We start from the raw sequence: 21,595 nt of genomic DNA on the forward strand, positions 1-21,595 counted from the left end.
GTGACTCCTTGGTGGGTGCTACTCGGGGGTTTCGTCCAGGGCGTGGCCGACCAGGGAGAGCAGGGTCTCGATCGCCGAGATCCGGCGGCGCGCGTCCATGATCATTACAGGTATGTGCGCCGGGATCGTCAACGCCTCGCGCACGTCCTCCGGTTCGAAGAGCTCGCTGCCGTCGAAGTGGTTGACCGCGACGACGTACGGCAGTCCGCAGCTCTCGAAGTAGTCCAGCGCCGGGAAGCAGTCCTTCAGGCGGCGGGTGTCGGCCAGGACGACGGCGCCGATCGCGCCGCGCACCAGGTCGTCCCACATGAACCAGAAGCGCTGCTGGCCCGGCGTGCCGAACAGGTAGAGCACCAGGTCGTCGTCGAGCGTGAGGCGGCCGAAGTCCATGGCCACGGTGGTCGTCAGCTTGCCGGGCGTGGCGGTGAGATCGTCGGTCTCCTCGCTCGCCTCGGTCATCAGCGCCTCGGTCTGCAGGGGCGTGATCTCGGAGACGGCGGTGACGAGGGTGGTCTTGCCGACGCCGAAGCCGCCGGCGACCACGATCTTCGTCGCGACCGGGGCCCGGGTGCGGTCCGTCTGCCAGGACTTGAGGTCCTCGTCGAGGTCCGCACCGACGTTCTCAAAGACGACGGAGTCCATTCAGCACCCTTTCGAGCAGAGCGCGGTCCGGACGGCCGGTGCCGTGACCGGTGCCGGTGCCGTACACACGGATCTTTCCCTGGTCCGCGAGGTCGCTGAGCAGCACCCGGACCACGCCGAGCGGCATCTTGAGCAGCGCGGCGATCTCGGCCACCGTACGCATCCGGCGGCAGAGTTCGACGATGGCCCGCATCTCGGGCATGACCCGGGTGTTGAGGGAACCATTCGTCAGTTCTTTCCGCTCCTCCGGGGCCTCAAGTGCCGCGACGAACGTCTCCACGAGGAGGACGTGGCCGAAGCGCGTACGGCCGCCGGTGAGCGAGTAGGGGCGGACGCGGGCGGGCTTGCGGTCGCCGCCGCGGACGGGAAGGTGGGGGCGATCGGTCATCGGGTGCTCCCTGCCGATTGGGTCTCGCTCTCCAGGGATTTTCGTAGCTCACTGCGGAGTTCGGGGGTCAGGACATGGCCGGCGCGGCCCACGAACAGGGCCATGTGGTACGCCACGACGCTCATGTCGCAGTCCGCGGAGCCGTGCACTCCGAGCAGCGAGCCGTCACTGATCGACATCACGAACAGGCTGCCCTCGTCCATCGCGACCATGGTGTGCTTCACCGGGCCGGACTCCATGAGCTTGGCGGCGCCGATGGTCAGGCTGCCGATGCCGGAGACGATGGTGGCGAGATCGGCCGACGATCCGCGCGGGCCCTTGATCTCGGGGGCGCGGGTGCGGGCCTCGCTATTGCGGCCGGGGTCGGAGGAGAGCAGGAGCAGGCCGTCCGATGAGACCACCGCTACTGACTGGATGCCCGGCACCTCCTCGACCAGGTTCGTCAGCAGCCAGTGCAGGTTGCGGGCTTCACTGCTCAGTCCGAAGGTACTGGGCGCGGTCAACTGCTTGCCTCCTCGGGAGTGCCCCCCGTGGCTTCTTCGGACTGTGCGGGCGTCCTCGTCTGCCCCGTCTGTTCGGCGATCTCTGCTTCCACGTCGCGGTAGCCGGCCTCCGCCCCCCGGCGGAAGCCACCGAGCCTACGGCGGAGGGCTTCGGCGTCGACGGAGGCGCTGCGCTGGCGGGGCGGTTCCGCCGGCGCCGTGATCTTCGGGGTGCGCTTGGGGAGGCCCTTGGCGGTGAGTTGTTCGTCGTCGGGGGCGCGATGGTGTTCCGTCTCGGCTTCGCCTTCGCCGGCCGCGGGTGGTTCGTCGGTGGGCGCCGGCACCGGGGCGAGGAGTTCCATCGTGGTCTCCGACGGGGTCTCCTCCCCCACCGGCTCCCGCTCCCGTGCGGTCTCCTCCCCCGCCCGTTCCCGCTCCCGTACGGTCTTCTCCGCCGTCGGCCCATGCTCTCGTACGGTCTTCTCCGCCAGCTCCACCAGCGGGTCCCCCGCGCCCCCCGAACGGCCCGGCAGGACGTTGGAGTTGGCCTCCGCGTCGGCGCCCGGGAGGGAGAAGGAGTGGGTCGTGGCCGACAGCGGGGTGGTCGCGGACGGGACCGCCGCCGAGGGCGCGGCCGCCAGCAGCGGCTTCGGCAGGACCACCACCGCCGCGATGCCGCCCTGCTTCTGCTCGCGCAGCCGGACGCGGACGCCGTGGCGGTGGGCCAGGCGGGCGACGACGTAGAGGCCGAGGCCGAGACCCTCCTCGCCCTCCTGGTCGTACGGGGAGTCCGGGTCGAACTCGGCGAGGCGGGAGTTGAGGCGGTCCAGGCGGTCCTCGGTCATGCCGATGCCCTCGTCCTGGACGGAGAGCATGACCTCGCCGCTCTCCAGGAGCCAGCCGGAGACCTCGACGGGCATGTCCGGCGGGGAGAACGAGGTGGCGTTCTCCATCAGTTCGGCGAGGAGGTGGGAGAGGTCGTCGGCGGCGAAGCCCGCGACGTGCGCGTGCGGGGGCAGGGCGGCGATGCGGACCCGCTCGTAGCGCTCGATCTCGCTGACCGCGGCCCGGACGACGTCCACCAGCGGGACCGGGCCCGCGTGCTGCTGGACGTGTTCCGTGCCCGCGAGGACCAGGAGGTTCTCGCTGTGGCGGCGCATGACGGTGGCGAAGTGGTCGAGCTTGAAGAGGGTCGCGAGCCGGTCGGGGTCCTGCTCGCGCTCCTCCAGACCCTCGATGACGGCGAGTTGGCGCTCGACCAGGCCGAGTGTGCGCAGCGCGAGGTTGACGAAGGTGCCGCCGATGCTCTCCCTGAGCCGGGTCAGCTGGGCGGCGGAGTCGGCGAGTTCGGCACGGAGTTCCTCGCGGGCGTCGGCCATCTTCTGGCGCTGGGCGACGAGGTGTTTGCGGTCGGCCTCAAGGGTGGTGATCCGGCCCTGGACACCGAGGACGTGTGCGTGCAGCGTGTTGACGGAGCGGACGACCTGGGCGAACTCGTCGTTGCGTCCGGTGAACTTGACGGGTTCCGCGGTGGCCGGGTCCGCCGCTGTGGCGAGGCGCGCGGTGCCCAGCCGCAGGACCGCCAGCGGGCGGGTGAGGGTGCGGGCCATGGCGGTGGCGATGCCGACGGCGAGCAGCATGAGGGCGCCGAGGACCGCGATGCGGATCTCCCAGGCGGTCACGTCGTCGTCGCGGAGCCGGGCGAGGTCCTCGGTGCGCTGGTGGTAGAGCGCGGACTCCACGCCGCGCATCAGCTCGACGCGGGCCGAGAGGGCGGCGTCGAGCTTCTTGGCGCTGGTGTCGAGTTCGCGGTCGGAGAGGGTGGGCTGGTCGGTGAGGGAGGCCAGGTACTTCTCGGCGGAGTTGACCTCGGGGCCCGTGACGGTGGAGTCGTAGCGGGCGGCGGTGTCCTTGGGCGCGGTCTCGTGGAAGTCGGCGAGCGCGGCGTCGGAACGCAGTCGGGCCTGCTGGGCGGCGGCGGTGAGGGCGGCGCGCTGCTTGGCGTCGGCCTCGGAGGTGGTGGTGACGGTGGAGGCGATCCCGGTGATGGGGTCGGTGACCGTCTGGGTGCTGCTGGGCACGCTGAGGGCGGCGAGGAGCAGACCGCGGGTGGCGGCGGCCTGCTGGACGGCGGAGTCCAGCTCGGCGAGGGAGTACGCGCCGGAGCCGGCCCGGGGCGGCAGCTGCTCGGCCAGTTGCTCGGCGAGTCGGTGCAGTTCGGTGATGGTGGCGGAGTAGGAGGTGTGCGCTTCGAGAGCGGTGCTCTTGCCGGTGAGCACCGCTCTGCGCAGGGCGGCGATCCCGTCGAGGTCGGCACGGAGGTCTGCCGGGGTGTCGGTGTCGGCGCGCAGCTCCTCGACCTGCCGGTCGACGCGGGCGCTGCGCTGCTCGGACGGCGCCTTGGAACGGGGGCGGCCGGCGGCGACGTAGGAGGTGACCTCGTCCCGCTCGTCGGCGAGCGCGTGGGCGAGGGCGAGCGCGTCCTGGGTCTGCTCGGCCAGGGTCACCAGGTCCTGGGAGTCGCTGAGGTCCTGGGAGGCGGCGAGCACGGACGGGGCTCCGGCCCCGGCGATGGCGGCGGCCACGACGGCGACGGCCACGATGAGCCGGTTGCGTACGTGGGTGGGACGGCCCTTGCCCACGACGACCCCGTCAGGGGCGGTGGCGGAGGCAGAGGTGGTGTCGGCGGTGGCCGTCTGCTTGCTCGTACGACGTGGCCGCGTCTTCTGCACCGGTGCTCGCATTCCTGACTCGTGTACTCATGGGCCCGGGTGACGCTCCGTCAACTGACGGGTACTCCCGGTACGGTTCCCGACCCTCCCAGCGCCAGTGGGCAGTGGTCGCGCATCACCCGACCCGCCACTCGAAGGAGTGAACCCCGGAGGGGAGTTGGGGAGCAAGTTCCCGTGGCACAGTCAGGGGCCTTGCGCGGCGGGCCGGTTGGACGTCCGGGGCGCACGATGGCATCATCTGCCGCCACGCGCCGCCGGAGTGAAGCATTCCAGCCCAAATCAGACGCCTGACCTGCGCGCCTGCACCGATTCGGCGATCGATGCCAGCCTTTCGTGAACGCTGTGAAGGGCTCGTGCAGACTGGCTGGATGCGTACTGAACTCGTCTCGGAGCCCGGCGATCCGACCCGCCCCAACGAGGACTTCGCGAGCGTGAGCCTTCCCGCGTCCGGGCGGGGTGGGGTGCTGGTGCTCCTCGACGGCGTGACACCACCGAACGGCCCCACAGGCTGTCTGCATTCCGTCCCCTGGTTCGTCTCACGCCTGGGCGGCGCGCTGACCGAACTGACCGTTTCCCTCCCGGATGTTCCGCTGACCGAGGCGCTGAGCCTTGCGATTGCACGTACCGCCGATGCCCACGCACACACGTGTGACCTTTCTCACCCACGCACACCTCAGGCCACGGTGGTGGTGGCGCGGTGGTCCTCCGAGGCGGTGGAGTACCTGATCCTCTCCGACTCCGTCCTGCTGGCGGAGGCCCCCGACGGAGCGGTGACGGTCCTGGCGGACGACCGCCTGGCCCTGCTGCCGCGAGCGTCTTTGACAACCGCCGCCTTCATCGACGCACACCTGCGCAACAAGGAGGGCGGCTTCTTCACCGCGGCCGCGGATCCTTCGGTGGTGGGGCGTGCGGTGACGGGGGTGTTGCCGGGGGCGTCGGTGCGGGCGTTGGCCGCGATGACGGACGGGGCGACTCGGTGGGTGGAGAAGTTCCGGGAGGGGGGTTGGGGGGACTGTTTGCGGGTGGTGCGGAAGGAGGGGGCTGCTGCGTTGGTGGGGCGGGTGCGGGAGTTGGAGGGGGCGGATGTGGAGGGGGTGCTTCTGGGGCGGGGCAAGCGGCATGACGATGCTTCGGTGGTGTTTGTGGAGTGGTGAGGGGGCGTCAGGGGCCGGGGTTGGGATCGGCGCTCACGGACGCGTCCGTGCCGGGGTTCGTCGGGGTCGGGTTGCCGTCCGGCGCGATCCAGGCGCCCACCATGGCGGTGGCCAGCGCCGTGGCCGCCGCCACCAGCACCGTCGTCGCCGGGACGGCCGCGGCTGTCAGCGAGCGGAAGTTGCGGATCTGTCCCCAGCGGAGTCCTGCGACACGGACCAGACGGGCTTCCCAGTACAGGCCGAGAATGAGGAAGATCGCGAGACAGTTGCCCGTCGTGAGCAACAGCTGGACGGCGAAGTGCCTGGGTTCCAGCCCTTGGTAGAGCAGCTGCGCGAGTTCCGCGGGCAGGACCACGGCGAGCAGGCACAGGGACTTGCCGATAGGGCTGCCACCGCGGAGCCAGGAGTAGACGTAGCCGTAGACGAAGCCGTAGACCGCCCAGCGCAGGGCGTAGGCCCAGACCTGGGCGTCCTCCGGGAAGTCGGCACTGAGCGGAGGCGGCAGTGTGTAGCCCAACCAGGGCAGGCTGAGGACCGTGAGCAGGACCGCGGCCGCCGTCCCGTTGCGCAGGGCCGTGCGGCCCCCGGACGTGCCCAGGGCGGCCAGGCGCAGGTTGACCGAGTGTTGGGGCGCCGTGGCCCGGTCACCGAGGGCGCCGAGACGCCGCCAGCGCGCACTCCACTGCCGGGCGGTCAGCTCTCCCTGCGCGAGCGCGGTGCGGGAGGCGGTCAGGAACTCGCGCCGCCCTGCCGCGAGGGTCTGGTCCTTCAGCAGGGCGTGCATCAGACGGTTGTGGGCGGCCGGTCGGATTTGGTGCAGCCGTACGGCCCGGTTCTCGGCGTCTGGCGGGAGCAGCCAGGTGAAGCCCGTTGCGGCGATGAGGAGGGCTATGTAGTAGCCGCCGCGCTGCGCATCGTCGCCGAACATGGTCAGCCCGTACGCGGCCAGGCCGGTGCCCGCCGCGGCGATTCCCAGCCCGACGGCGATGGTGCGCACGTGGAGCGGCCAGCCTTCGTACCAGGCGTCGTGGGTCCGCAGGACCAGCAGCGTCACCAACAAGGCCAGGACCAGCTGTGCGACCGGGTATGACGCGGCACCCGCCGGATAGCGCCCGATGATGTCCCAGGACCCACCGTCGCCCCAGAGGTACCACAGGGGGGCCCAGTCCTCCGCGATGGCCAACGCCACGAAACTGCCGTACAGCAGAGGCCACCCCAGCCAGGCACGCCTGTTCACGACCACCACGATGGACCAGACCAGCCCGTACCAGCCCCAGTTCAGTTCGAGCATGGCCAGGGAGTTGCTGACATCCCACACCGGCTGCGGGTCCTCGCGCGGGGGAAGACCGGTACCCGGCCCGGCGGCCAGCACCGTCAGCCAGGCCGCGCCGGCCGCGGTGACCGCCCACCGGCGCCCCGCCGACCCCAGTGCACCGCCGCGCAGACCGTACGCCACCGCGGCTGTCACCAGTGCCGCGGCAGCCACCGAGAGCAGCGGCCACCACCTTCCCTCGCACACCGCGAAGACGCAGGCCAGCACCGGCAGTACGGCACTCGGCAGGAGCATCGGCAACAGTTCCCGGGGCTCGGGTGGGCGTCCCTTGATGAGGCGTGGCAGACAGGCGAACAGCAGGAAGGGCAGCAGCACCCACCACCAGACCGCGAGCAACGCTCCCCGCCCCGGATAGAGCCAGCCCGGCCAGGGCACTTCGGCCGAACCGGCGAGGGCGTACAGCAGCGACGCACCCGTCAGAGAACACGCGGTCGCGGCGGCGGCGGTCCAGCGGCGCCGAGTGGCGGGCGGCGCCCACTCCCCGACGAAGGGCAGGATCCAGCACAGTGTCACCGCAGCGGCGGCCGCCGCCAGCCAGAACGCCTCCCGTTGGGGCGTTTCCTTCTGGAGCAGTACGCCGAGATGTTCCGTGTCACCCTGTTCACGGCTCCCGGTGCCCGGAGGGCCGAGCACGACGGTCAGCCGCTCCCCCTTCTTGCCGAGGCGCAGTTCGGCGTGGTGGGCGTCCTGACTCAGGACGGTGCCGCCCCTGATGGTGAGGAGCAGACGCGTGGGGACGTCGACCGTGACGCTCCAGGAGTCGTAAACGCCGTCCTTGCCCAGCATGCCCTCGCCGTCCTCGAACGTGAACGTGGCATGGCCTTCGGGACACTCGTACTCCGACTCCGGCCCGGGCCAGGTCGCCCGTTGTACGTAGGAGGCGTACACCGTCGAGGTCGCTGTCTCCTGTGCGAGCGAGCTCTCTTCGGCATCCCCGCGGAGGCCCTGCATCCCGCACGCCTCTGACCTCCCACCGAGATGGGTCAGGAGCGGCGTCCACGCCTCCACCGTCTGATCGCCGGTGCGAAGGTCCTTGACCATGGGGTCGGAAGCCTGGAGTTCGAGCATGTGTGTCGCCTTGGCCGTCCACTCGCCCCTGTCGGGAAAGACGCGCAGCTCGGTGCTGCCAGAGCGCTCAGGATGCCCCTTCGCCCGGTACCGGGCATCCGCAGCCTTCCACGTCTCGTACTGGGAGGACGAGGACTCCCCGCCCTGCGTGGGCGCCGCCAACAGCCCGTCAGCGGCCTGTATCCACCCCGCATGAGAACAACCGGCCCCCAGCACCACCAACAACAGCAGCGCACCCCCGACCACCCGCGCACGCCACTCCGCCGCACCCGCCATCGACGGCCACCCCCGTCCCCCGGGCGGTCAGATTAGTGGCCGCCCGGCGCGGCAGACAGGGGTTCAGCGCTCCATGCCCAGGTTCAGTTGGTTCAGCAGCCGCGCCAGCTCCGAGACCTCCTTCGGATCCCAGTCCGCCAGCCGCCCCGCATACCGGGCCCGCCGCGCGTCCCGTACCCGTCCCACCCGCGACCGCCCCTCGTGCGTCAACTCGACGAGCCACGCCCGGCCGTCCGCGGGATCGGGGGCGCGGGTGACGAGGCCGAGGTCCTCCAGGGCCCGGAGCTGGCGGGACATGGTCGCCTTGCCGACGCCGATGTACGCGGCGAGTTCCGTGGCCCGCTGGCGGCCGTGCTCGTCGAGGCGGACCAGGAGGCCGTACGCGGAGGACTCCAGGTCCGGGTGGACCTCGCGGGCCATCTCGCCCTGGTTGGCCCGGGCGCGCCGCAGCAGCACGGTCAACTCGCGTTCCAGTGCCAGGAACTCGGGCTGGTCCACACCACTCCCGGGCAGGGCGGAGCCGGCTCCGCGTCCGCCGCCGTTCGCGTCTTCGTGCACGTCAGTCCCTGCCTCGGTTTCCGGGTCGTGAAAGTTTCCGCCAAATGCCGTCATCGCCGCAGCTCGGTCAGTATTTCGCAGGTCAAGACCAACGGCAGCCCCCGGTCCCTCTTCCCCCGCGCTCTTCTACGTGCGTAGCTTCTTTACCAGGCACTTACTGGCATGGTCACGCCAGAAGTCACATGAGACCACCCCCCACGTTTCCGGCACGTCCCCCCACCGAGCCCTCGGAGGCACGCATGCCCGTGCACAGACTCAGACCGGTTCGCCTCTTCCTCACGGCCGTTCTCGCCACCCTCCTCGCCGCCGTCTCCCTCCCCGCCACCGCCACCGCCGCCGACACCCCGGCCCGCGGCTCCGCCTACATGGGTATCGGCGTCCTCGCCCACGACGGCCAGAGCGGCACTCCGCGTGACACGCGCGCCGCGCAGACCGAGGGCGTGGACGTCTCCAGCCATCAGGGCAACGTCGCCTGGTCCACGCTGTGGAGCAGCGGCGTGAAGTGGGCGTATGCGAAGGCGACCGAGGGGACGTACTACACGAACCCCTACTTCGCCCAGCAGTACAACGGCTCCTACAGCGTCGGCATGATCCGCGGCTCCTACCACTTCGCCACCCCGGACACGACCGGCGGCGCCACCCAGGCCGACTACTTCGTCGACCACGGCGGCGGCTGGTCCCAGGACGGCAGGACGCTGCCCGGGGCGCTCGACATCGAGTGGAACCCGTACGGCGCCTCCTGCTACGGCAAGACGCAGAGCGCGATGGTGACCTGGATCCGTGACTTCCTGAACCGGTACAAGGCGCGGACCGGACGTGACGCCGTCATCTACACCGCCACCACCTGGTGGACGGAGTGCACGGGGAACTACGGCGGGTTCGCGGCCGCCAACCCGTTGTGGATCGCGCGGTACGCGACGACGGTGGGGACGCTGCCCGCGGGGTGGGCCTACCAGACCATCTGGCAGTACACCTCCTCCGGGCCGACCGTCGGCGACCACAACAAGTTCAACGGGGCGCTCGACAGGGTGGTGGCCCTCGCCAACGGATAGCGCAACGCCGCCTCCGGCTGGGGGCCCGGGGGTCGCCCCCCGGAAGATGCAGCAACGGGGCGCTCGACAGGGTCGTCGCCCGCGCCAACGGATAGTGCAACACCCCCTCCGGCTGGGGGCCCGGGGGTCGCCCCCCGGAAGATGCAGCAACGGGGCGCTCGACAGGGTCGTCGCCCTCGCCAACGGATGATCGACGAACGTACGGCGAAGGCCCGGGCCTCCCTCACGAGAACCCGGGCCTTCACCTCATCCGGTCGCGTCCGTCACGCCGCGACCGGAAGTCACACGGCCACCGGACGTCATGCCGCCGCCAGGCGTCACGCCGCGACCGGAACCTCCGGCGTCGCCCCCGCCGTCGCCGGGGACAGCGCCAGCTCCAGGACCTGGCGGACGTCGGTCACCGGGTGGACCTCCAGCTTGTCCAGCACCTCGGACGGGACGTCGTCCAGGTCGGCCTCGTTGCGCTTCGGGATGATGACGGTCGTGACGCCCGCCCGGTGCGCGGCCAGCAGCTTCTGCTTCACACCGCCGATGGGCAGGACCCGGCCGGTCAGGGAGACCTCGCCGGTCATCGCCACGTCCGTGCGAACCTGGCGTCCGCTCAGCAGTGACGCCAGCGCCGTCGTCATCGTGATGCCCGCGCTCGGGCCGTCCTTCGGGACCGCGCCCGCCGGGAAGTGGATGTGCACGCCCCGGTCCTTCAGGTCGCCGACCGGCAGTTCGAGTTCGGCGCCGTGCGAGCGCAGGAAGGACAGGGCGATCTGCGCGCTCTCCTTCATCACGTCGCCCAGCTGACCGGTGAGGGTCAGGCCCGCCGCGCCCGTCTCCGGGTCGGCCAGGGACGCCTCGACGAACAGCACGTCACCACCGGCTCCCGTCACCGCCAGGCCCGTCGCCACGCCCGGCACCGCAGTGCGGCGCTCGGCCGGGTCCTGGGCGGACTCGGGGACGTGGTGCGGGCGGCCGATCAGGTCGCGCAGCTCCCCGTCCGTCACGGTGAACGGCAGCTTCCGCTCGCCCAGTTCGTGCTGGGCGGCGACCTTGCGCAGCAGCCTCGCGATCGCCCGCTCCAGGGTGCGGACGCCCGCCTCACGGGTGTACTCGCCGGCGAGCTTGCGCAGCGCGCTCTCGTCCAGCGTCACCTCGTCCGCCGCGAGTCCCGCCCGCTCCAGCTGGCGCGGGAGCAGGTGGTCACGGGCGATGACGACCTTCTCGTCCTCGGTGTAGCCGTCCAGGCGGACCAGCTCCATACGGTCGAGCAGGGCCTCCGGGATGGCTTCGAGGACGTTCGCCGTCGCCAGGAACACCACGTCGCTCAGGTCGAGTTCGACCTCCAGGTAGTGGTCGCGGAAGGTGTGGTTCTGCGCCGGGTCGAGGACTTCGAGCAGCGCCGCGGCCGGGTCACCCCTGAAATCCGAGCCCACCTTGTCGATCTCGTCGAGCAGGACCACCGGGTTCATCGACCCGGCCTCCTTGATGGCCCGCACGATCCGGCCGGGCAGCGCGCCGACGTAGGTCCGCCGGTGGCCGCGGATCTCCGCCTCGTCGCGGACGCCGCCGAGGGCGACACGGACGAACTTGCGGCCCATGGCGTGCGCGACGGACTCACCGAGGGACGTCTTGCCGACACCGGGCGGACCGACGAGGGCCAGTACGGCACCGCCGCGCCGCCCGCCGACCACACCGAGCCCCCGGTCGCTGCGGCGCTTGCGCACCGCCAGGTACTCGGTGATCCGCTCCTTCACGTCCTCCAGGCCCGCGTGCTCGGCGTCGAGCACGGACTGGGCCCCCTGGATGTCGTACGCGTCCTCGGTCCGCTCGTTCCACGGGAGTTCGAGGACGGTGTCCAGCCAGGTGCGGATCCAGGAGCCCTCCGGGGACTGGTCGCTGGACCGCTCCAGCTTGTCGACCTCCTTGAGGGCGGCCTCGCGGACCTTCTCGGGCAGGTCGGCGGCCTCCACGCGCGCGCGGTAGTCGTCGGACTCCTCGGCCGCGTCCTTGGAGTCGCCGTTGAGCTCGCGCAGTTCCTTGCGTACGGCTTCCAGCTGGCGGCGGAGCAGGAACTCGCGCTGTTGCTTGTCGACGCCCTCCTGGACGTCCTTGGCGATGGTCTCGGCGACGTCCTGCTCGGCGAGGTGGTCGCGCAGCTGCTGGGTGGCGAGCTTGAGGCGGGCGACCGGGTCGGCGGTCTCCAGCAGCTCGACCTTCTGCTCGGTGGTCAGGAACGGCGAGTAGCCGGAGTTGTCGGCGAGCGTGGAGACGTCGTCGATGGCCTGCACGCGGTCCACGACCTGCCAGGCGCCGCGCTTGCGCAGCCAGGCGGTGGCGAGGGCCTTGTACTCCTTGACCAGTTCGGTGACATGGCCGGGCTGCGGCTCGGGGACCGTCTCGTCGATGCGCGTGCCCTCGACCCACAGCGCCGCGCCCGGGCCGGTGGTGCCGGCGCCGATCTGCACACGGCCGCGACCGCGGATGAGCGCGCCCGGGTCGCCGTCGGCGAGCCGGCCGACCTGCTCGACGGTGCCGAGGACACCGGTGCTCGCGTAGGTGCCGTCGATCCGGGGCACCAGCAGGACCTTGGGCTTTCCGGGCTCGGAGCGGGCGGCGGCCTGGGCGGCCTCCACCGCGGCGCGCACATCGGCGTCGTTCAGATCGAGCGGGACCACCATTCCGGGCAGCACGACCTCGTCGTCGAGCGGCAGCACAGGCAGAGTGAGCAGTGTGGACGTCGAAGCCATGATCTCCCCTTCGGCACTCAAGTTGAGCTATGCCGACTCAATGCACGTGAGCCTCTGAATGTTCCCCCGGACGCGTTCGCTGTGAGCGATCACGTCTGTCGGGGCGCGTGACGAGCCGCGTATCGTCTCCTTAGTAATAGTCACTCAAGTATTTCACTCATTACGAGGAGATGTCGTGGACGAGACCGTGCGGGCCTGGGTGGACGGGTGGGTCGTCTCGCGCGGGGCGGCCCCGCCGGTGCTGGAGCCCTGGGGCTGCACGATCGACATGGGCATGGACGGGCACGTCACCCGGCATGTCCTCGGCGGGATCGGCGAGGGCGTCGAGCGGGCGGCCGTACGGAAGGTCGCCGAGGGCGTGACCGGGGCCGGGGTCTGGCTCAAGGCGTTCCGGCATCCGGCCGTGGTCTCGGGCTGGCTGGACGACCGCTGGTGGATCGACCCCGAGCCCGGCTATCTGATGACGCTCCCCCTCACCCCGGCGACCGCCGAGGTGCCCCCGCTCCCGGAGGGCTACCGGCAGCACACCTGGTCGCGCGGCGGAGTCGTCCGCACCATGGTCGCCGGCCCCGACGGCTCCTGGGCGGCCCGCGGCCAGCTCGCCCCGACCGGCGCCACCGCGGTCGCCGACCAGATCGCCACCTCCCCCACCCACCAGCGCCGCGGCCTCGCCACCCTCGTCATGCGCACCCTCCAGCGAGCGGCGCTGGAGGAGGGGGCGGAGCGATGCGTACTGGCGGGCACGCCCGCGGGACGGGCGCTGTACGAGTCGCTGGGCTGGACGGTGTCGGCGGTGCTGACGAGCGCGAAGTACACCGGGGACTGAAACGGGGGGCGGGCAAGACCGGTTGCCCCACCCCGCCGACCGGGGTGACGTACGAGAGGGACAGGCCGCTGCTGCGGATCGGCGGGCAGTTCCGGGGGTTCGTGAGCGGGCCGCGCGACCTCGGGGTGGAGGGCGAGTAACTGGACGAGCTACCGGAGGACCGGGAGACGATGCTGATCGGCCGCGCGGCCGAGATGGCTGTACGGGAGCCCGTGCTGCCGGACGGTGTCACCCCGCGGCGCGTCACCGCCGACGCGGACATGCGGCGGATCGCGGCCATGGAGTCGGCCGTGTGGGGCCAGGACCGGGGCTGGCTCGCCGACGATCTCATCGGGCGGGTCGCCACCGCTCCCGACGAGATCGCGGTCTACGTCGCCGAGGCGGACGGCGAGGTCGTCTCCGCCGCCTGGCCGGCCTTCCGCGCGGGCACCGACTTCGCGAGCCTGTGGGGCGGCTCCACGCTCGCCGCGTGGCGGGGCCGCGGGATCTACCGCGCCCTCGTAGCCACCCTCGCCACCCTCGCCGCCGCCCGAGGCGTGACCTATCAACGCGCCCGACCTGACCGAAGATCCCTGACCGGCCCTGATCTCCACGTCATCGCAAGCCCGCCGCGACATCTCCGCAACGCCGTTCAAAGGAAGTGCCTGCACACTGCAAGCTCGTTCACAGCTCGGTTGAGCGTTTGTATGGGGTTTTACGGGGACTTGGGGACAGGGATGAGCGACGGGGAGCAGCGGCGACGGCCCGGGCGGCGCGCGGTGCTGACGGGGGCGGCCGTGGCGGCGACGGGGGCCGCGCTACCGCTCGTGCTCAGGGCCACCGGAGGCGACTCCCCCACGGCCGGCGCCACCGCCGCCCCCGTCGCGAGCCGCGCCCCCTCCCCCGCCACCCGCGGGGACGACCGCCCCAACATCCTCCTGGTCCTCACCGACGACCAGCCCAAGGACACGGACTGGGCGCTCCCCCAGACCCTGGACTGGCTCGGCGGCAGCGGTACGACCTTCGGGCGGGCGCACGCCAACACCCCGCTCTGCGCCCCGTCGCGGGCGTCCATCATGTCCGGCCGGTACGCCCACAACCACGGCCTGCTCGACACCCGCCACCCCGGCCACCTCGACCAACGCACCACGGTCCAGCGCCGGTTGCACGAGGCGGGTTACCGCACCGGCCTGTTCGGCAAGTACCTCAACTACTGGCCCACCGGCCACAACCCGCCCCACTTCGACGAGTGGCTGCTCCAGGAACCGGTGCGCTACTACAACGGCCACTACAACGACAACGGCACCGTCCGGACCGTCCCCGGCTACAACACCACCGTCATCAAGGACCGCGCCCTCGACTTCATCGAGCGTTCCCGCGACGACACCCGGCCCTGGTTCGCGTTCGTGGCCACGCGCTCCGCGCACGAGGTCAACATCCCGGAGCGGAAGTACGCCCACACGCGCGTGCCCGAGTGGCAGGGCCGCCCGTCCGTCCTCGAACCGAGCAAGGGCGACAAACCTCCCTACCTCCGCCGGGCCCACCACACCTTCGCCGAGGGCAGCGCCCTGCGCACGCGTCAGTTGCGCACGCTGCTCTCCGTGGACGACGCGATGCGCGACTTCCGCGACAAGCTGCGCGCGCTCGGCCAACTCGACAACACGCTCGTGCTGTTCACCAGTGACCACGGCCTGTGCTGGGGCGACCACGGCTGGCTGCGCAAGTCGGTGCCGTACCGGCCCAGCCTGGAGGTGCCCTTCCACCTCTCCTGGCCCGCCGGCGGCCACGGCGGCGCCCGCACCGACGACCGGCTCACCGGCCACGTCGACATCGCGCCCACCCTCCTCGCCGCGGCGGGCGTCGCCCCCGACACCCCGCACGACGGTCACTCCCTGCTCGACCGGGACAACGACCGCACCCATCTGCTCGCCGAGTGGTGGTGGAACCGGCAGGACAAGCAGCCGATCCACACCTGGGCGTCGTACGTCGGCAGGACCGAGCAGTACACGGAGTACTACCGCACCCGCCTCGGCACCGACGGCCGCCCGCACGGCGACGGCAAGGTGCTCTTCCGCGAGTACTACGACCTGCGCGCCGATCCGTATCAGCTGCGGAACCGTCTGCACGGCGCGGGTCCGGAGGGCGAACAGCGGCTCGGTGTACCGGCGTTGGCGGCGGCGCTGGCCAAAGCCCGTTTGCGGGACGGGAACTGACGGAAGGGAACCTCCTGCGCGCCGTATTCTGAGGCGGCGCGGAGGGGGGATGGCCTATGGGGCCGTTGATCGCGGTGCTGGGGAGCGCGGATCCGGAGCGGTCGTACGATCCGCCGATGGGCGACACCGAGGCCGCGCTGGCGGCCGGTGAGGAGATCGGGGCGGCGCTGGCCGCGGCCGGGTGCCGGATCATCGTGTACTCCAGTGAGGCGCAGTTCGTGGAGGACCGTGTCGTCACCGGATACCTCACCCGGGAGGACCTGCCGCCGGGTTCGGTGCAGGTGCGGCCGCCCTACGACGAGGACGCCGAGACCGACTTCCCGCACCTCGCCGAGCGGCCGGAGGTCTTCGACGTACGCAACGATCCAGGCGCCGACTGGGAGGTCGGCTTCTACCGGTCGCTGCGCGAGGTCGACGGGGTGATCCTGGTCGGCGGCGGACGTTCCACGCTGGTCACCGGGATGATCTGCCTCGCGTTCGGGATACCGGTGTATCCGGTGGCGTGGTTCGGGGGTGCCTCCCGCAAGGTCTGGGACACCATGAACCGCTCCACCCACCACGCCACGCCGGACGAGGTCTCGGCCATGGGCGCCCAGTGGCGTCCGGGCAGCGCACAGCGGCTGGTCGAGGTGCTGGGCGCGCAGCGGGAACGCCGTGCGGAGAAGCAGCGCGAGGAGGCCAGATCCCGGCGCGGCGCCACCCTGCGCGCCGGGCTCGGCGCGGCCACCGGGATGCTGCTGCTCCTGCTCGGCTTCGCCACCATCCCGCTCACCTACGCCGTCGAGTCGAGCACCGCGGTCAACCTCACCGCGCTCATCATCGGCGCGCTGGCCACCGGCACCTCGGGGGCGATCACCCGCACCGTCTTCGAGCGCGAGACGCACTGGGCGCGGACGGCGGTGCTCGGCATGTCGGCGGGCGGGATCGCCTTCCTGCTCTTCGTCTCCGCCCAACTCGCCGCGTCCCCCGACATCCTGGCCGGCGAGGGCGTCCGCCGGCTGCTGTTCTTCGTCCTCGCCGTCGGCTATGTCTCGGGCTTCACCTTCGACGCCGTCTACAACCGCCTCAAGCAGACCGAGCCGCCCGTGCCGCCGGTGGTTCCGGGTCTGCCGGCAGGGGTGCCGGGCGGGGCGACGCCGCCGCAGGGACCCGGGGGCGCCTGATGGAGTCGTCGGCCAGGCTTGAGGTGTTCCTCAGCCATCGCTATCACTCGCCCGCCGAGAACCTGTACTTCTGGGAGCTGCTCAGCTCCGCCGAGGACGTGTCGTTCCGGGTCGACGAAGCGGTGTCCTTCACCAGCCCGGTGCGCCTGGAGCGCATGATCCGGGACGCGGACGGGTTCGTCGGCATCCACCCCCTGCCGGGCGGGGCCCGCGAGGTGCATCTGCTGCCCCGGCTGCGGGACATGGCCCGGTACTTCCGCCTCGAACTGGGCATGGCCGTGCGGGCCCGCAAGCCGGCGGTCGTCTTCCACGACCAACGGCTGCTGCCCGCGTTACGGGCCCCGCAGAGTGTGCGTCTGGTGCCGTACGACGCCCAGGAGACCGAGGCGGCGAACCACTCCGCGCTGCCGGGGAAGGTCGAGTCGGTCTACCGCGGCTTTCTCGCCGAGGCGCACGCGTCGGCCTCGGCGCAGCGGCGACGCTCCCCTCACCAGCGCCGGGTGGGGCTGGTGGTCTCGCCCGACAACAGGTCCGCCACGTCCGTGTTGACCGAGGCCCTGGAGGAGCACTCCTGGGAACCGGTCGTCCTGCCCTGGCCGCCCCGCCTCGACCTCGACCTGATCACCCGGCTGCGGGCCTGTGACTGGGTGATCGTCGATCTGGACAGCGCGCAGGGCCAGCTCGTGGCCGCCTTCACCCACGGTCAGTTCGTCCCGACGCTGCCGATCGTCTCGCCCCGGGCCTCCGGGTCGCTGGAGCAGACGCTCTACGGCGAGATCCCGACCGGCCATCGCAAGGCGATCGTGCGCTGGGACGATCCCGACGACCTCGTCGCGGCCGTCGAACCCCATCTGCGGGTCATCGACGAACAGCCCCGCTACATCGGCAGCACCGCGCAGGCCCTGGAGTACTTCCGCTCCGCCGCCAAGCGCAACGAACGCGTCTTCCTGAGCTACGCGTCCGCCAACCACGACCAGGCGGCCACGTTCGCGCAGTTGCTGAACGACCGCTTCCAGAACGTCTTCGACTTCCGGCAGCACGGCGCCATCGGTGTCGGCGAGGACTGGCTCAACGATCTGATGGGGAACCTGGCCAAGTCCGCGGTCGGGGTGCTGCTGCTGTCGAAGGAGTACCTGGAGAGCAAGTACTGCATGCTGGAGGCGCGCGAGCTGCACCGGTACTCCATCGAGGGCGACGTACGGCTGGTGCCGGTCTGTCTGGAGCGGATGGAACTCCCCGACTTCCTCCAGCGCACCCAGTACCGCAACCTCGCCCGTCACACCCCGCAGACCATCGTCAGCGAACTGCTCTCCCAACTCGCCGCCACCGCCTGACCAACGGCCACGCGGCCACCCCGATCGCCAGCGAGAACAGATGTCCCCAGTTGCTCAGCGGATCGGTGAAGGCGAGCAGGTCCTGGACCAGCATCCCGCCGAACAGCGCCAGCAACGGCCAGCGCAGCCAAGGCCGCAGCAACCCGGCGAGCGCCCCGAAACTCGCGGCGACCCCGAAGCTGATGCCGTAGTCCAGGCGGTGCAGCGAGCTGTCCGGCAACTGCCCGACCAGCACCGCGAGCCCCACCGGTACCTCGGTCGCCAGCGTGGCCCCGACATGCCCGAGCAGGAACACCACGGCCGCCCGCGCCCCGCCGATCCGCCGCTCCAGGGCGGTCAGCACGACCAGGAAGCCGAGGGTGTACGGCGCCAGCAGCCCGCCCGCGATCCACAGCCCGCTGGCGAGCAGCACGAGCACCGGCGTCCGCACGAGGTGGGCCACGTCGGTGCTGGAGCCCTGGAGCAGGGTGTGCACGAGGTCGGGGTCGGCGTACTCGGTGACCAGCGAGGTCACGGCGAGGACGGCGGCGTACCCGAAGGTGAAGGGGGTCCCGGTGGGGGTGGGGAGCAGGTGCCGGGGGCGGAGGCGGGCCGGAGCGGTGCGAGCCGCCGGCGTCGGCCCTCGCTGACTCGGGATGCCGTCGAGCAGCTCGGCGGCATCGGGAAGGCCGGCCGTCTCAGTCCGTTCCACCGCGAGGCGCTCCTTCCGTTTCACCCCACGATTCGCCCCCGGCCACACCCTTGTCTGTGACCGGCGCCACGCGGGCGCCGATTCACAGGCGGTTCTCAAGAACCGTCCGGCAGTCCGGCGCCCTCCGGTAAATCCCGGTGCGCGGCCAACCGGCCTGCCAGGATGGGCTGATGCCCGTCTCGTACGACATCCCCGAAGTCCTGGACCGTCGCGAGGGCCCGTACGGCGAGGTCGTGCTGCGCCGGCACGGGGAGTTGCTCCAGATCATCGCCAACGGCTGTTTCCTGATGGACACTTCCGACGGCCGCTCCGAGCGGCTGCTGGTCGACGCCGCGCTCGCCGCGCTGGACGACCGGGCCGCGCCGAGTGTGCTGATCGGCGGCCTCGGCGTCGGCTTCTCGCTCGTGCACGCCGCCGGGAATCCGCGCTGGGGCCGGATCACGGTCGTGGAGCGGGAGTCCGCCATCATCGACTGGCACCGGACCGGCCCGCTGTCCGCGCTCACCGCGCACGCCCTGGCGGATGCACGCGCAAAGATTCTGGAAACGGATCTTGTCACTTACGTCAATGAGACATCGGACACGTACGACGTTCTGTGCCTGGACATCGACAACGGACCGGACTGGACGGTCACCGAGGGCAACGACGGGCTGTACTCGTCGTCCGGACTGGCCAGCTGCGCAAGGGTGTTGAGACCGGGCGGGGTGCTGGCCGTGTGGTCGGCGCAGCCCTCTCCGGAATTTGAAAGTTCCCTACGGAATGCCGGGTTCCAACAGGTGCGTACCGAAGAGATCCCGGTTGCCCGGGGCGTTCCGGACGTCGTGCATCTCGGCGTCCGACCTGGATAGCCGTGGCGCGGTGACTCCCCGTACTCTGCTTCCCTGACGCAGATCATTCAAGCGTCAATCGCAAGCATGCGCAGGCAAGCCAGAGAGCGGAATCACCCCACTGATTCCGGAAAGCAACTTTTGGGGCGGGCGATGGAGCAGACACACACCTCCCACAACGGCACGGCTACGGCCACCCCGGGCGCACAGCGCCGGGTGCTGGTGGTCGAGGACGACCCGACGATCGTGGAGGCCATCGCGAACCGGCTGCGCGCCGAGGGATTCGTCGTGCAGACCGCGGGCGACGGTCCGGCCGCGGTCGACACGGCCGAGGCCTGGCAGCCCGATCTGCTGATCCTCGACATCATGCTGCCCGGCTTCGACGGCCTGGAGGTCTGCCGCCGGGTACAGGCCGCCCGTCCGGTGCCGGTGCTGATGCTGACCGCGCGGGACGACGAGACCGACATGCTGGTCGGCCTCGGCGTGGGCGCCGACGACTACATGACCAAGCCGTTCTCGATGCGTGAGCTGGCGGCCCGGGTGCACGTCCTGCTGCGGCGCGTGGAGCGGGCGGCGCTGGCCGCCGCCACGCCCCGCTCGGGCATCCTGCGCCTGGGCGAGCTGGAGATCGACCACGCGCAGCGCCGGGTACGAGTGCGCAGTGAGGACGTTCACCTCACGCCGACCGAGTTCGACCTGCTGGTGTGCCTGGCGAACACCCCGCGCGCGGTGCTCTCCCGGGAGCAGCTGCTGGCCGAGGTGTGGGACTGGGCTGACGCCTCCGGCACCCGCACGGTCGACAGCCACATCAAGGCGCTGCGGCGGAAGATCGGCGCCGAGCGGATCCGCACGGTGCACGGCGTGGGCTACGCCCTGGAGACGCCGACGCCATGAGCGAGGGTCCGGCCGGACGGAGAGGCCCCTGGGGGCCCGGGGATCCCAAGGGTGCTCCCGGTGAGCCCTGGGGCAGCGTGCGCCCGTTCTCGATCAAGACCAAGCTGGGGGCGCTGGTCGTCGCCTCGGTCCTGATCACCACGGGCCTGTCGATGATCGCGGTGCAGACCAAGACGGAGATCCGGTTCATCACGGTCTTCTCCATGATCGCCACCCTGCTCATCACCCAGTTCGTGGCGCACTCGCTCACGGCCCCGCTGGACGAGATGAACGCGGTCGCCCGCTCCATCTCGCACGGCGACTACACCCGCCGGGTGCGCGAGAACCGCCGCGACGAGCTCGGGGACCTGGCCGAGACGATCAATCGCATGGCCGACGACCTGGAGGCCCAGGAACAGCAGCGCAAGGAGCTCGTGGCGAACGTCTCCCACGAGCTCCGCACGCCCATCGCGGGCCTCAGGGCGGTGCTGGAGAACATCGTGGACGGCGTCTCGCCCGCGGACCCCGAGACGATGCGGACGGCCCTGAAGCAGACGGAGCGGCTCGGCCGGCTGGTCGAGACGCTCCTCGACCTCTCCCGCCTCGACAACGGCGTCGTCCCGCTGAAGCGGCGCCGCTTCGAGGTGTGGCCGTATCTGTCGGGCGTGCTGAAGGAGGCCAACATGGTCGCCTCGGCCCGTGCGGGCATCGGATCCGGATCCGGCAGCCACACCCGCACCGACGTACATCTGCACCTGGACGTGACCCCGCCGGAGCTGACCGCGCACGCGGACCCGGAGCGGATCCACCAGGTGGTGGCGAATCTCATCGACAACGCGGTCAAGCACAGCCCGCCGCACGGCCGGGTCACCGTGAAGGCCCGGCGCGGCCCGCTGCCCGAATCCCTTGAGCTGGAGATTCTCGACGAGGGTCCCGGCATTCCGCGCTCGGAGTGGCATCGGGTCTTCGAGCGGTTCAACCGCGGCAACATCACCCGGCCGCACGGCCCGGGCAGCGACGGCGGTACGGGGCTCGGTCTGGCGATCGCCCGCTGGGCGGTGGATCTGCACGGTGGCGGGATCGGAGTGGCCGAATCCGAGCGTGGCTGCCGGATTCTTGTCACTCTTCCGGGACTTCCATCTCTGCCAAGTTGACGTAAAGTTCGAAGCGGAGCCCCAAGATCCACGGGCGTCCGCGCTGACGGACACGTGTGATCGGCCACAGGCCCGCGCCATCGGCGTCCGGGGCCGTGCTCACCCCTTGCCA

At 71.2% G+C, this 21,595-nt stretch carries 17 protein-coding genes and 1 pseudogene; 10 read left to right on the forward strand and 8 right to left on the reverse strand.

Annotated features, from left to right (window positions below; translation table 11 throughout):
* Positions 1 to 18 precede the first annotated feature (18 nt).
* Genes OG885_RS15355 through OG885_RS15370 form a run of 4 tightly spaced genes read right to left on the reverse strand, consistent with a single transcriptional unit; the run spans position 19 to position 4,244 of the window.
* Positions 19 to 642, reverse strand: a complete 624-nt coding sequence (locus tag OG885_RS15355) for a GTP-binding protein (RefSeq protein WP_405731265.1) — start codon at positions 640 to 642, stop codon at positions 19 to 21.
* A complete protein-coding gene (locus OG885_RS15360) occupies positions 623 to 1,030 on the reverse strand; it encodes a DUF742 domain-containing protein (RefSeq protein ID WP_399948319.1) in 408 nt (135 codons plus the stop codon). Before OG885_RS15360 ends, OG885_RS15355 begins: the two co-directional genes overlap by 20 nt.
* Positions 1,027 to 1,533, reverse strand: coding sequence for a roadblock/LC7 domain-containing protein (locus OG885_RS15365; protein ID WP_405731267.1), 507 nt, complete (start codon positions 1,531 to 1,533; stop codon positions 1,027 to 1,029). The genes OG885_RS15360 and OG885_RS15365 overlap by 4 nt, the downstream gene beginning before the upstream one ends.
* On the reverse strand, positions 1,530 to 4,244 hold the full coding sequence (locus tag OG885_RS15370; RefSeq protein ID WP_405731269.1) for a nitrate- and nitrite sensing domain-containing protein: 2,715 nt from the start codon (positions 4,242 to 4,244) through the stop codon (positions 1,530 to 1,532). The genes OG885_RS15365 and OG885_RS15370 overlap by 4 nt, the downstream gene beginning before the upstream one ends.
* Before the next feature lie 368 nt (positions 4,245 to 4,612).
* Here OG885_RS15370 and OG885_RS15375 point away from each other — a divergent pair, with 368 nt between their 5' ends.
* Entirely contained in the window at positions 4,613 to 5,398 is a 786-nt protein-coding gene (locus tag OG885_RS15375; protein WP_405731271.1) for a hypothetical protein, read from the forward strand.
* 7 nt (positions 5,399 to 5,405) lie between these two features.
* On the opposite strand, the gene OG885_RS15380 is transcribed toward OG885_RS15375, so the two are convergent.
* Together OG885_RS15380 and OG885_RS15385 are read right to left on the reverse strand one after the other, a co-directional pair.
* Positions 5,406 to 8,075 carry a hypothetical protein gene (locus OG885_RS15380; RefSeq protein ID WP_405731273.1) on the reverse strand — a complete coding sequence of 890 codons (2,670 nt, stop codon included), beginning with the start codon at positions 8,073 to 8,075 and terminating at the stop codon, positions 5,406 to 5,408.
* A 63-nt stretch (positions 8,076 to 8,138) separates the two neighbouring features.
* Positions 8,139 to 8,633: a MarR family winged helix-turn-helix transcriptional regulator gene (locus OG885_RS15385; RefSeq protein ID WP_405731275.1), complete on the reverse strand. Its 495-nt coding sequence runs from the start codon at positions 8,631 to 8,633 to the stop codon at positions 8,139 to 8,141.
* Between the two features lie 239 nt (positions 8,634 to 8,872).
* Between OG885_RS15385 and OG885_RS15390 the strand changes: the two genes are divergently transcribed.
* On the forward strand, positions 8,873 to 9,685 hold the full coding sequence (locus OG885_RS15390; RefSeq protein ID WP_405731277.1) for a lysozyme: 813 nt from the start codon (positions 8,873 to 8,875) through the stop codon (positions 9,683 to 9,685).
* 317 nt (positions 9,686 to 10,002) lie between these two features.
* On the opposite strand, the gene lon is transcribed toward OG885_RS15390, so the two are convergent.
* The gene (gene lon / locus OG885_RS15395) at positions 10,003 to 12,423 is read right to left on the reverse strand and encodes an endopeptidase La (protein WP_405731279.1); all 2,421 of its coding nucleotides are present in this window, start codon (positions 12,421 to 12,423) and stop codon (positions 10,003 to 10,005) included.
* Between the two features lie 175 nt (positions 12,424 to 12,598).
* Here lon and OG885_RS15400 point away from each other — a divergent pair, with 175 nt between their 5' ends.
* The 5 genes and pseudogenes from OG885_RS15400 (at position 12,599) to OG885_RS15420 (ending at position 17,938) form a co-directional block, all read left to right on the forward strand.
* A complete protein-coding gene (locus OG885_RS15400) occupies positions 12,599 to 13,249 on the forward strand; it encodes a GNAT family N-acetyltransferase (protein ID WP_405731281.1) in 651 nt (216 codons plus the stop codon).
* A pseudogene (locus tag OG885_RS15405) lies at positions 13,246 to 13,794 on the forward strand (GNAT family N-acetyltransferase); the annotation flags it as partial. The gene OG885_RS15400 and the pseudogene OG885_RS15405, both read left to right, overlap by 4 nt.
* Positions 13,795 to 13,965: 171 nt before the next feature.
* Positions 13,966 to 15,441, forward strand: a complete 1,476-nt coding sequence (locus OG885_RS15410) for a sulfatase (RefSeq protein WP_405742742.1) — start codon at positions 13,966 to 13,968, stop codon at positions 15,439 to 15,441.
* A gap of 116 nt (positions 15,442 to 15,557) precedes the next feature.
* Entirely contained in the window at positions 15,558 to 16,604 is a 1,047-nt protein-coding gene (locus tag OG885_RS15415; protein ID WP_405731283.1) for a hypothetical protein, read from the forward strand.
* Positions 16,604 to 17,938, forward strand: coding sequence for a toll/interleukin-1 receptor domain-containing protein (locus OG885_RS15420; protein WP_405731285.1), 1,335 nt, complete (start codon positions 16,604 to 16,606; stop codon positions 17,936 to 17,938). Before OG885_RS15415 ends, OG885_RS15420 begins: the two co-directional genes overlap by 1 nt.
* On the opposite strand, the gene OG885_RS15425 is transcribed toward OG885_RS15420, so the two are convergent.
* Positions 17,901 to 18,629: a rhomboid-like protein gene (locus OG885_RS15425; RefSeq protein ID WP_405731287.1), complete on the reverse strand. Its 729-nt coding sequence runs from the start codon at positions 18,627 to 18,629 to the stop codon at positions 17,901 to 17,903. The two genes, OG885_RS15420 and OG885_RS15425, sit on opposite strands and share 38 nt — an antisense overlap.
* Positions 18,630 to 18,799: 170 nt before the next feature.
* On the opposite strand from OG885_RS15425, the gene OG885_RS15430 reads away from it, so the two are divergent.
* The 3 genes from OG885_RS15430 (at position 18,800) to OG885_RS15440 (ending at position 21,483) form a co-directional block, all read left to right on the forward strand.
* Positions 18,800 to 19,477, forward strand: a complete 678-nt coding sequence (locus OG885_RS15430; RefSeq protein WP_405731289.1) for a spermidine synthase — start codon at positions 18,800 to 18,802, stop codon at positions 19,475 to 19,477.
* A gap of 132 nt (positions 19,478 to 19,609) precedes the next feature.
* Positions 19,610 to 20,350, forward strand: a complete 741-nt coding sequence (locus OG885_RS15435; RefSeq protein WP_399948342.1) for a response regulator transcription factor — start codon at positions 19,610 to 19,612, stop codon at positions 20,348 to 20,350.
* Positions 20,347 to 21,483 (forward strand): ATP-binding protein, encoded by a 1,137-nt coding sequence (locus tag OG885_RS15440; protein WP_399948344.1) that lies wholly within the window; start codon positions 20,347 to 20,349, stop codon positions 21,481 to 21,483. The genes OG885_RS15435 and OG885_RS15440 overlap by 4 nt, the downstream gene beginning before the upstream one ends.
* Positions 21,484 to 21,595: the final 112 nt, after the last annotated feature.

Origin of the sequence: Streptomyces sp. NBC_00028, assembly GCF_045041065.1 — a bacterium.
In the GTDB taxonomy this organism is placed as follows: Bacteria; Actinomycetota; Actinomycetes; order Streptomycetales; family Streptomycetaceae; genus Streptomyces.

What these genes read in the sequence shown, in the direction of transcription:
- OG885_RS15360 (WP_399948319.1), bottom strand. Translation starts at nt 1,030, where the DNA reads ATGACCGATCGCCCCCACCTTCCCGTCCGCGGCGGCGACCGCAAGCCC.
- OG885_RS15410 (WP_405742742.1), top strand. Translation starts at nt 13,966, where the DNA reads ATGAGCGACGGGGAGCAGCGGCGACGGCCCGGGCGGCGCGCGGTGCTG.
- OG885_RS15440 (WP_399948344.1), top strand. Translation starts at nt 20,347, where the DNA reads ATGAGCGAGGGTCCGGCCGGACGGAGAGGCCCCTGGGGGCCCGGGGAT.
- OG885_RS15415 (WP_405731283.1), top strand. Translation starts at nt 15,558, where the DNA reads ATGGGCGACACCGAGGCCGCGCTGGCGGCCGGTGAGGAGATCGGGGCG.
- OG885_RS15355 (WP_405731265.1), bottom strand. Translation starts at nt 642, where the DNA reads ATGGACTCCGTCGTCTTTGAGAACGTCGGTGCGGACCTCGACGAGGAC.
- OG885_RS15420 (WP_405731285.1), top strand. Translation starts at nt 16,604, where the DNA reads ATGGAGTCGTCGGCCAGGCTTGAGGTGTTCCTCAGCCATCGCTATCAC.
- OG885_RS15375 (WP_405731271.1), top strand. Translation starts at nt 4,613, where the DNA reads ATGCGTACTGAACTCGTCTCGGAGCCCGGCGATCCGACCCGCCCCAAC.
- OG885_RS15430 (WP_405731289.1), top strand. Translation starts at nt 18,800, where the DNA reads ATGCCCGTCTCGTACGACATCCCCGAAGTCCTGGACCGTCGCGAGGGC.
- OG885_RS15435 (WP_399948342.1), top strand. Translation starts at nt 19,610, where the DNA reads ATGGAGCAGACACACACCTCCCACAACGGCACGGCTACGGCCACCCCG.
- OG885_RS15380 (WP_405731273.1), bottom strand. Translation starts at nt 8,075, where the DNA reads ATGGCGGGTGCGGCGGAGTGGCGTGCGCGGGTGGTCGGGGGTGCGCTG.
- OG885_RS15390 (WP_405731277.1), top strand. Translation starts at nt 8,873, where the DNA reads ATGCCCGTGCACAGACTCAGACCGGTTCGCCTCTTCCTCACGGCCGTT.
- lon (WP_405731279.1), bottom strand. Translation starts at nt 12,423, where the DNA reads ATGGCTTCGACGTCCACACTGCTCACTCTGCCTGTGCTGCCGCTCGAC.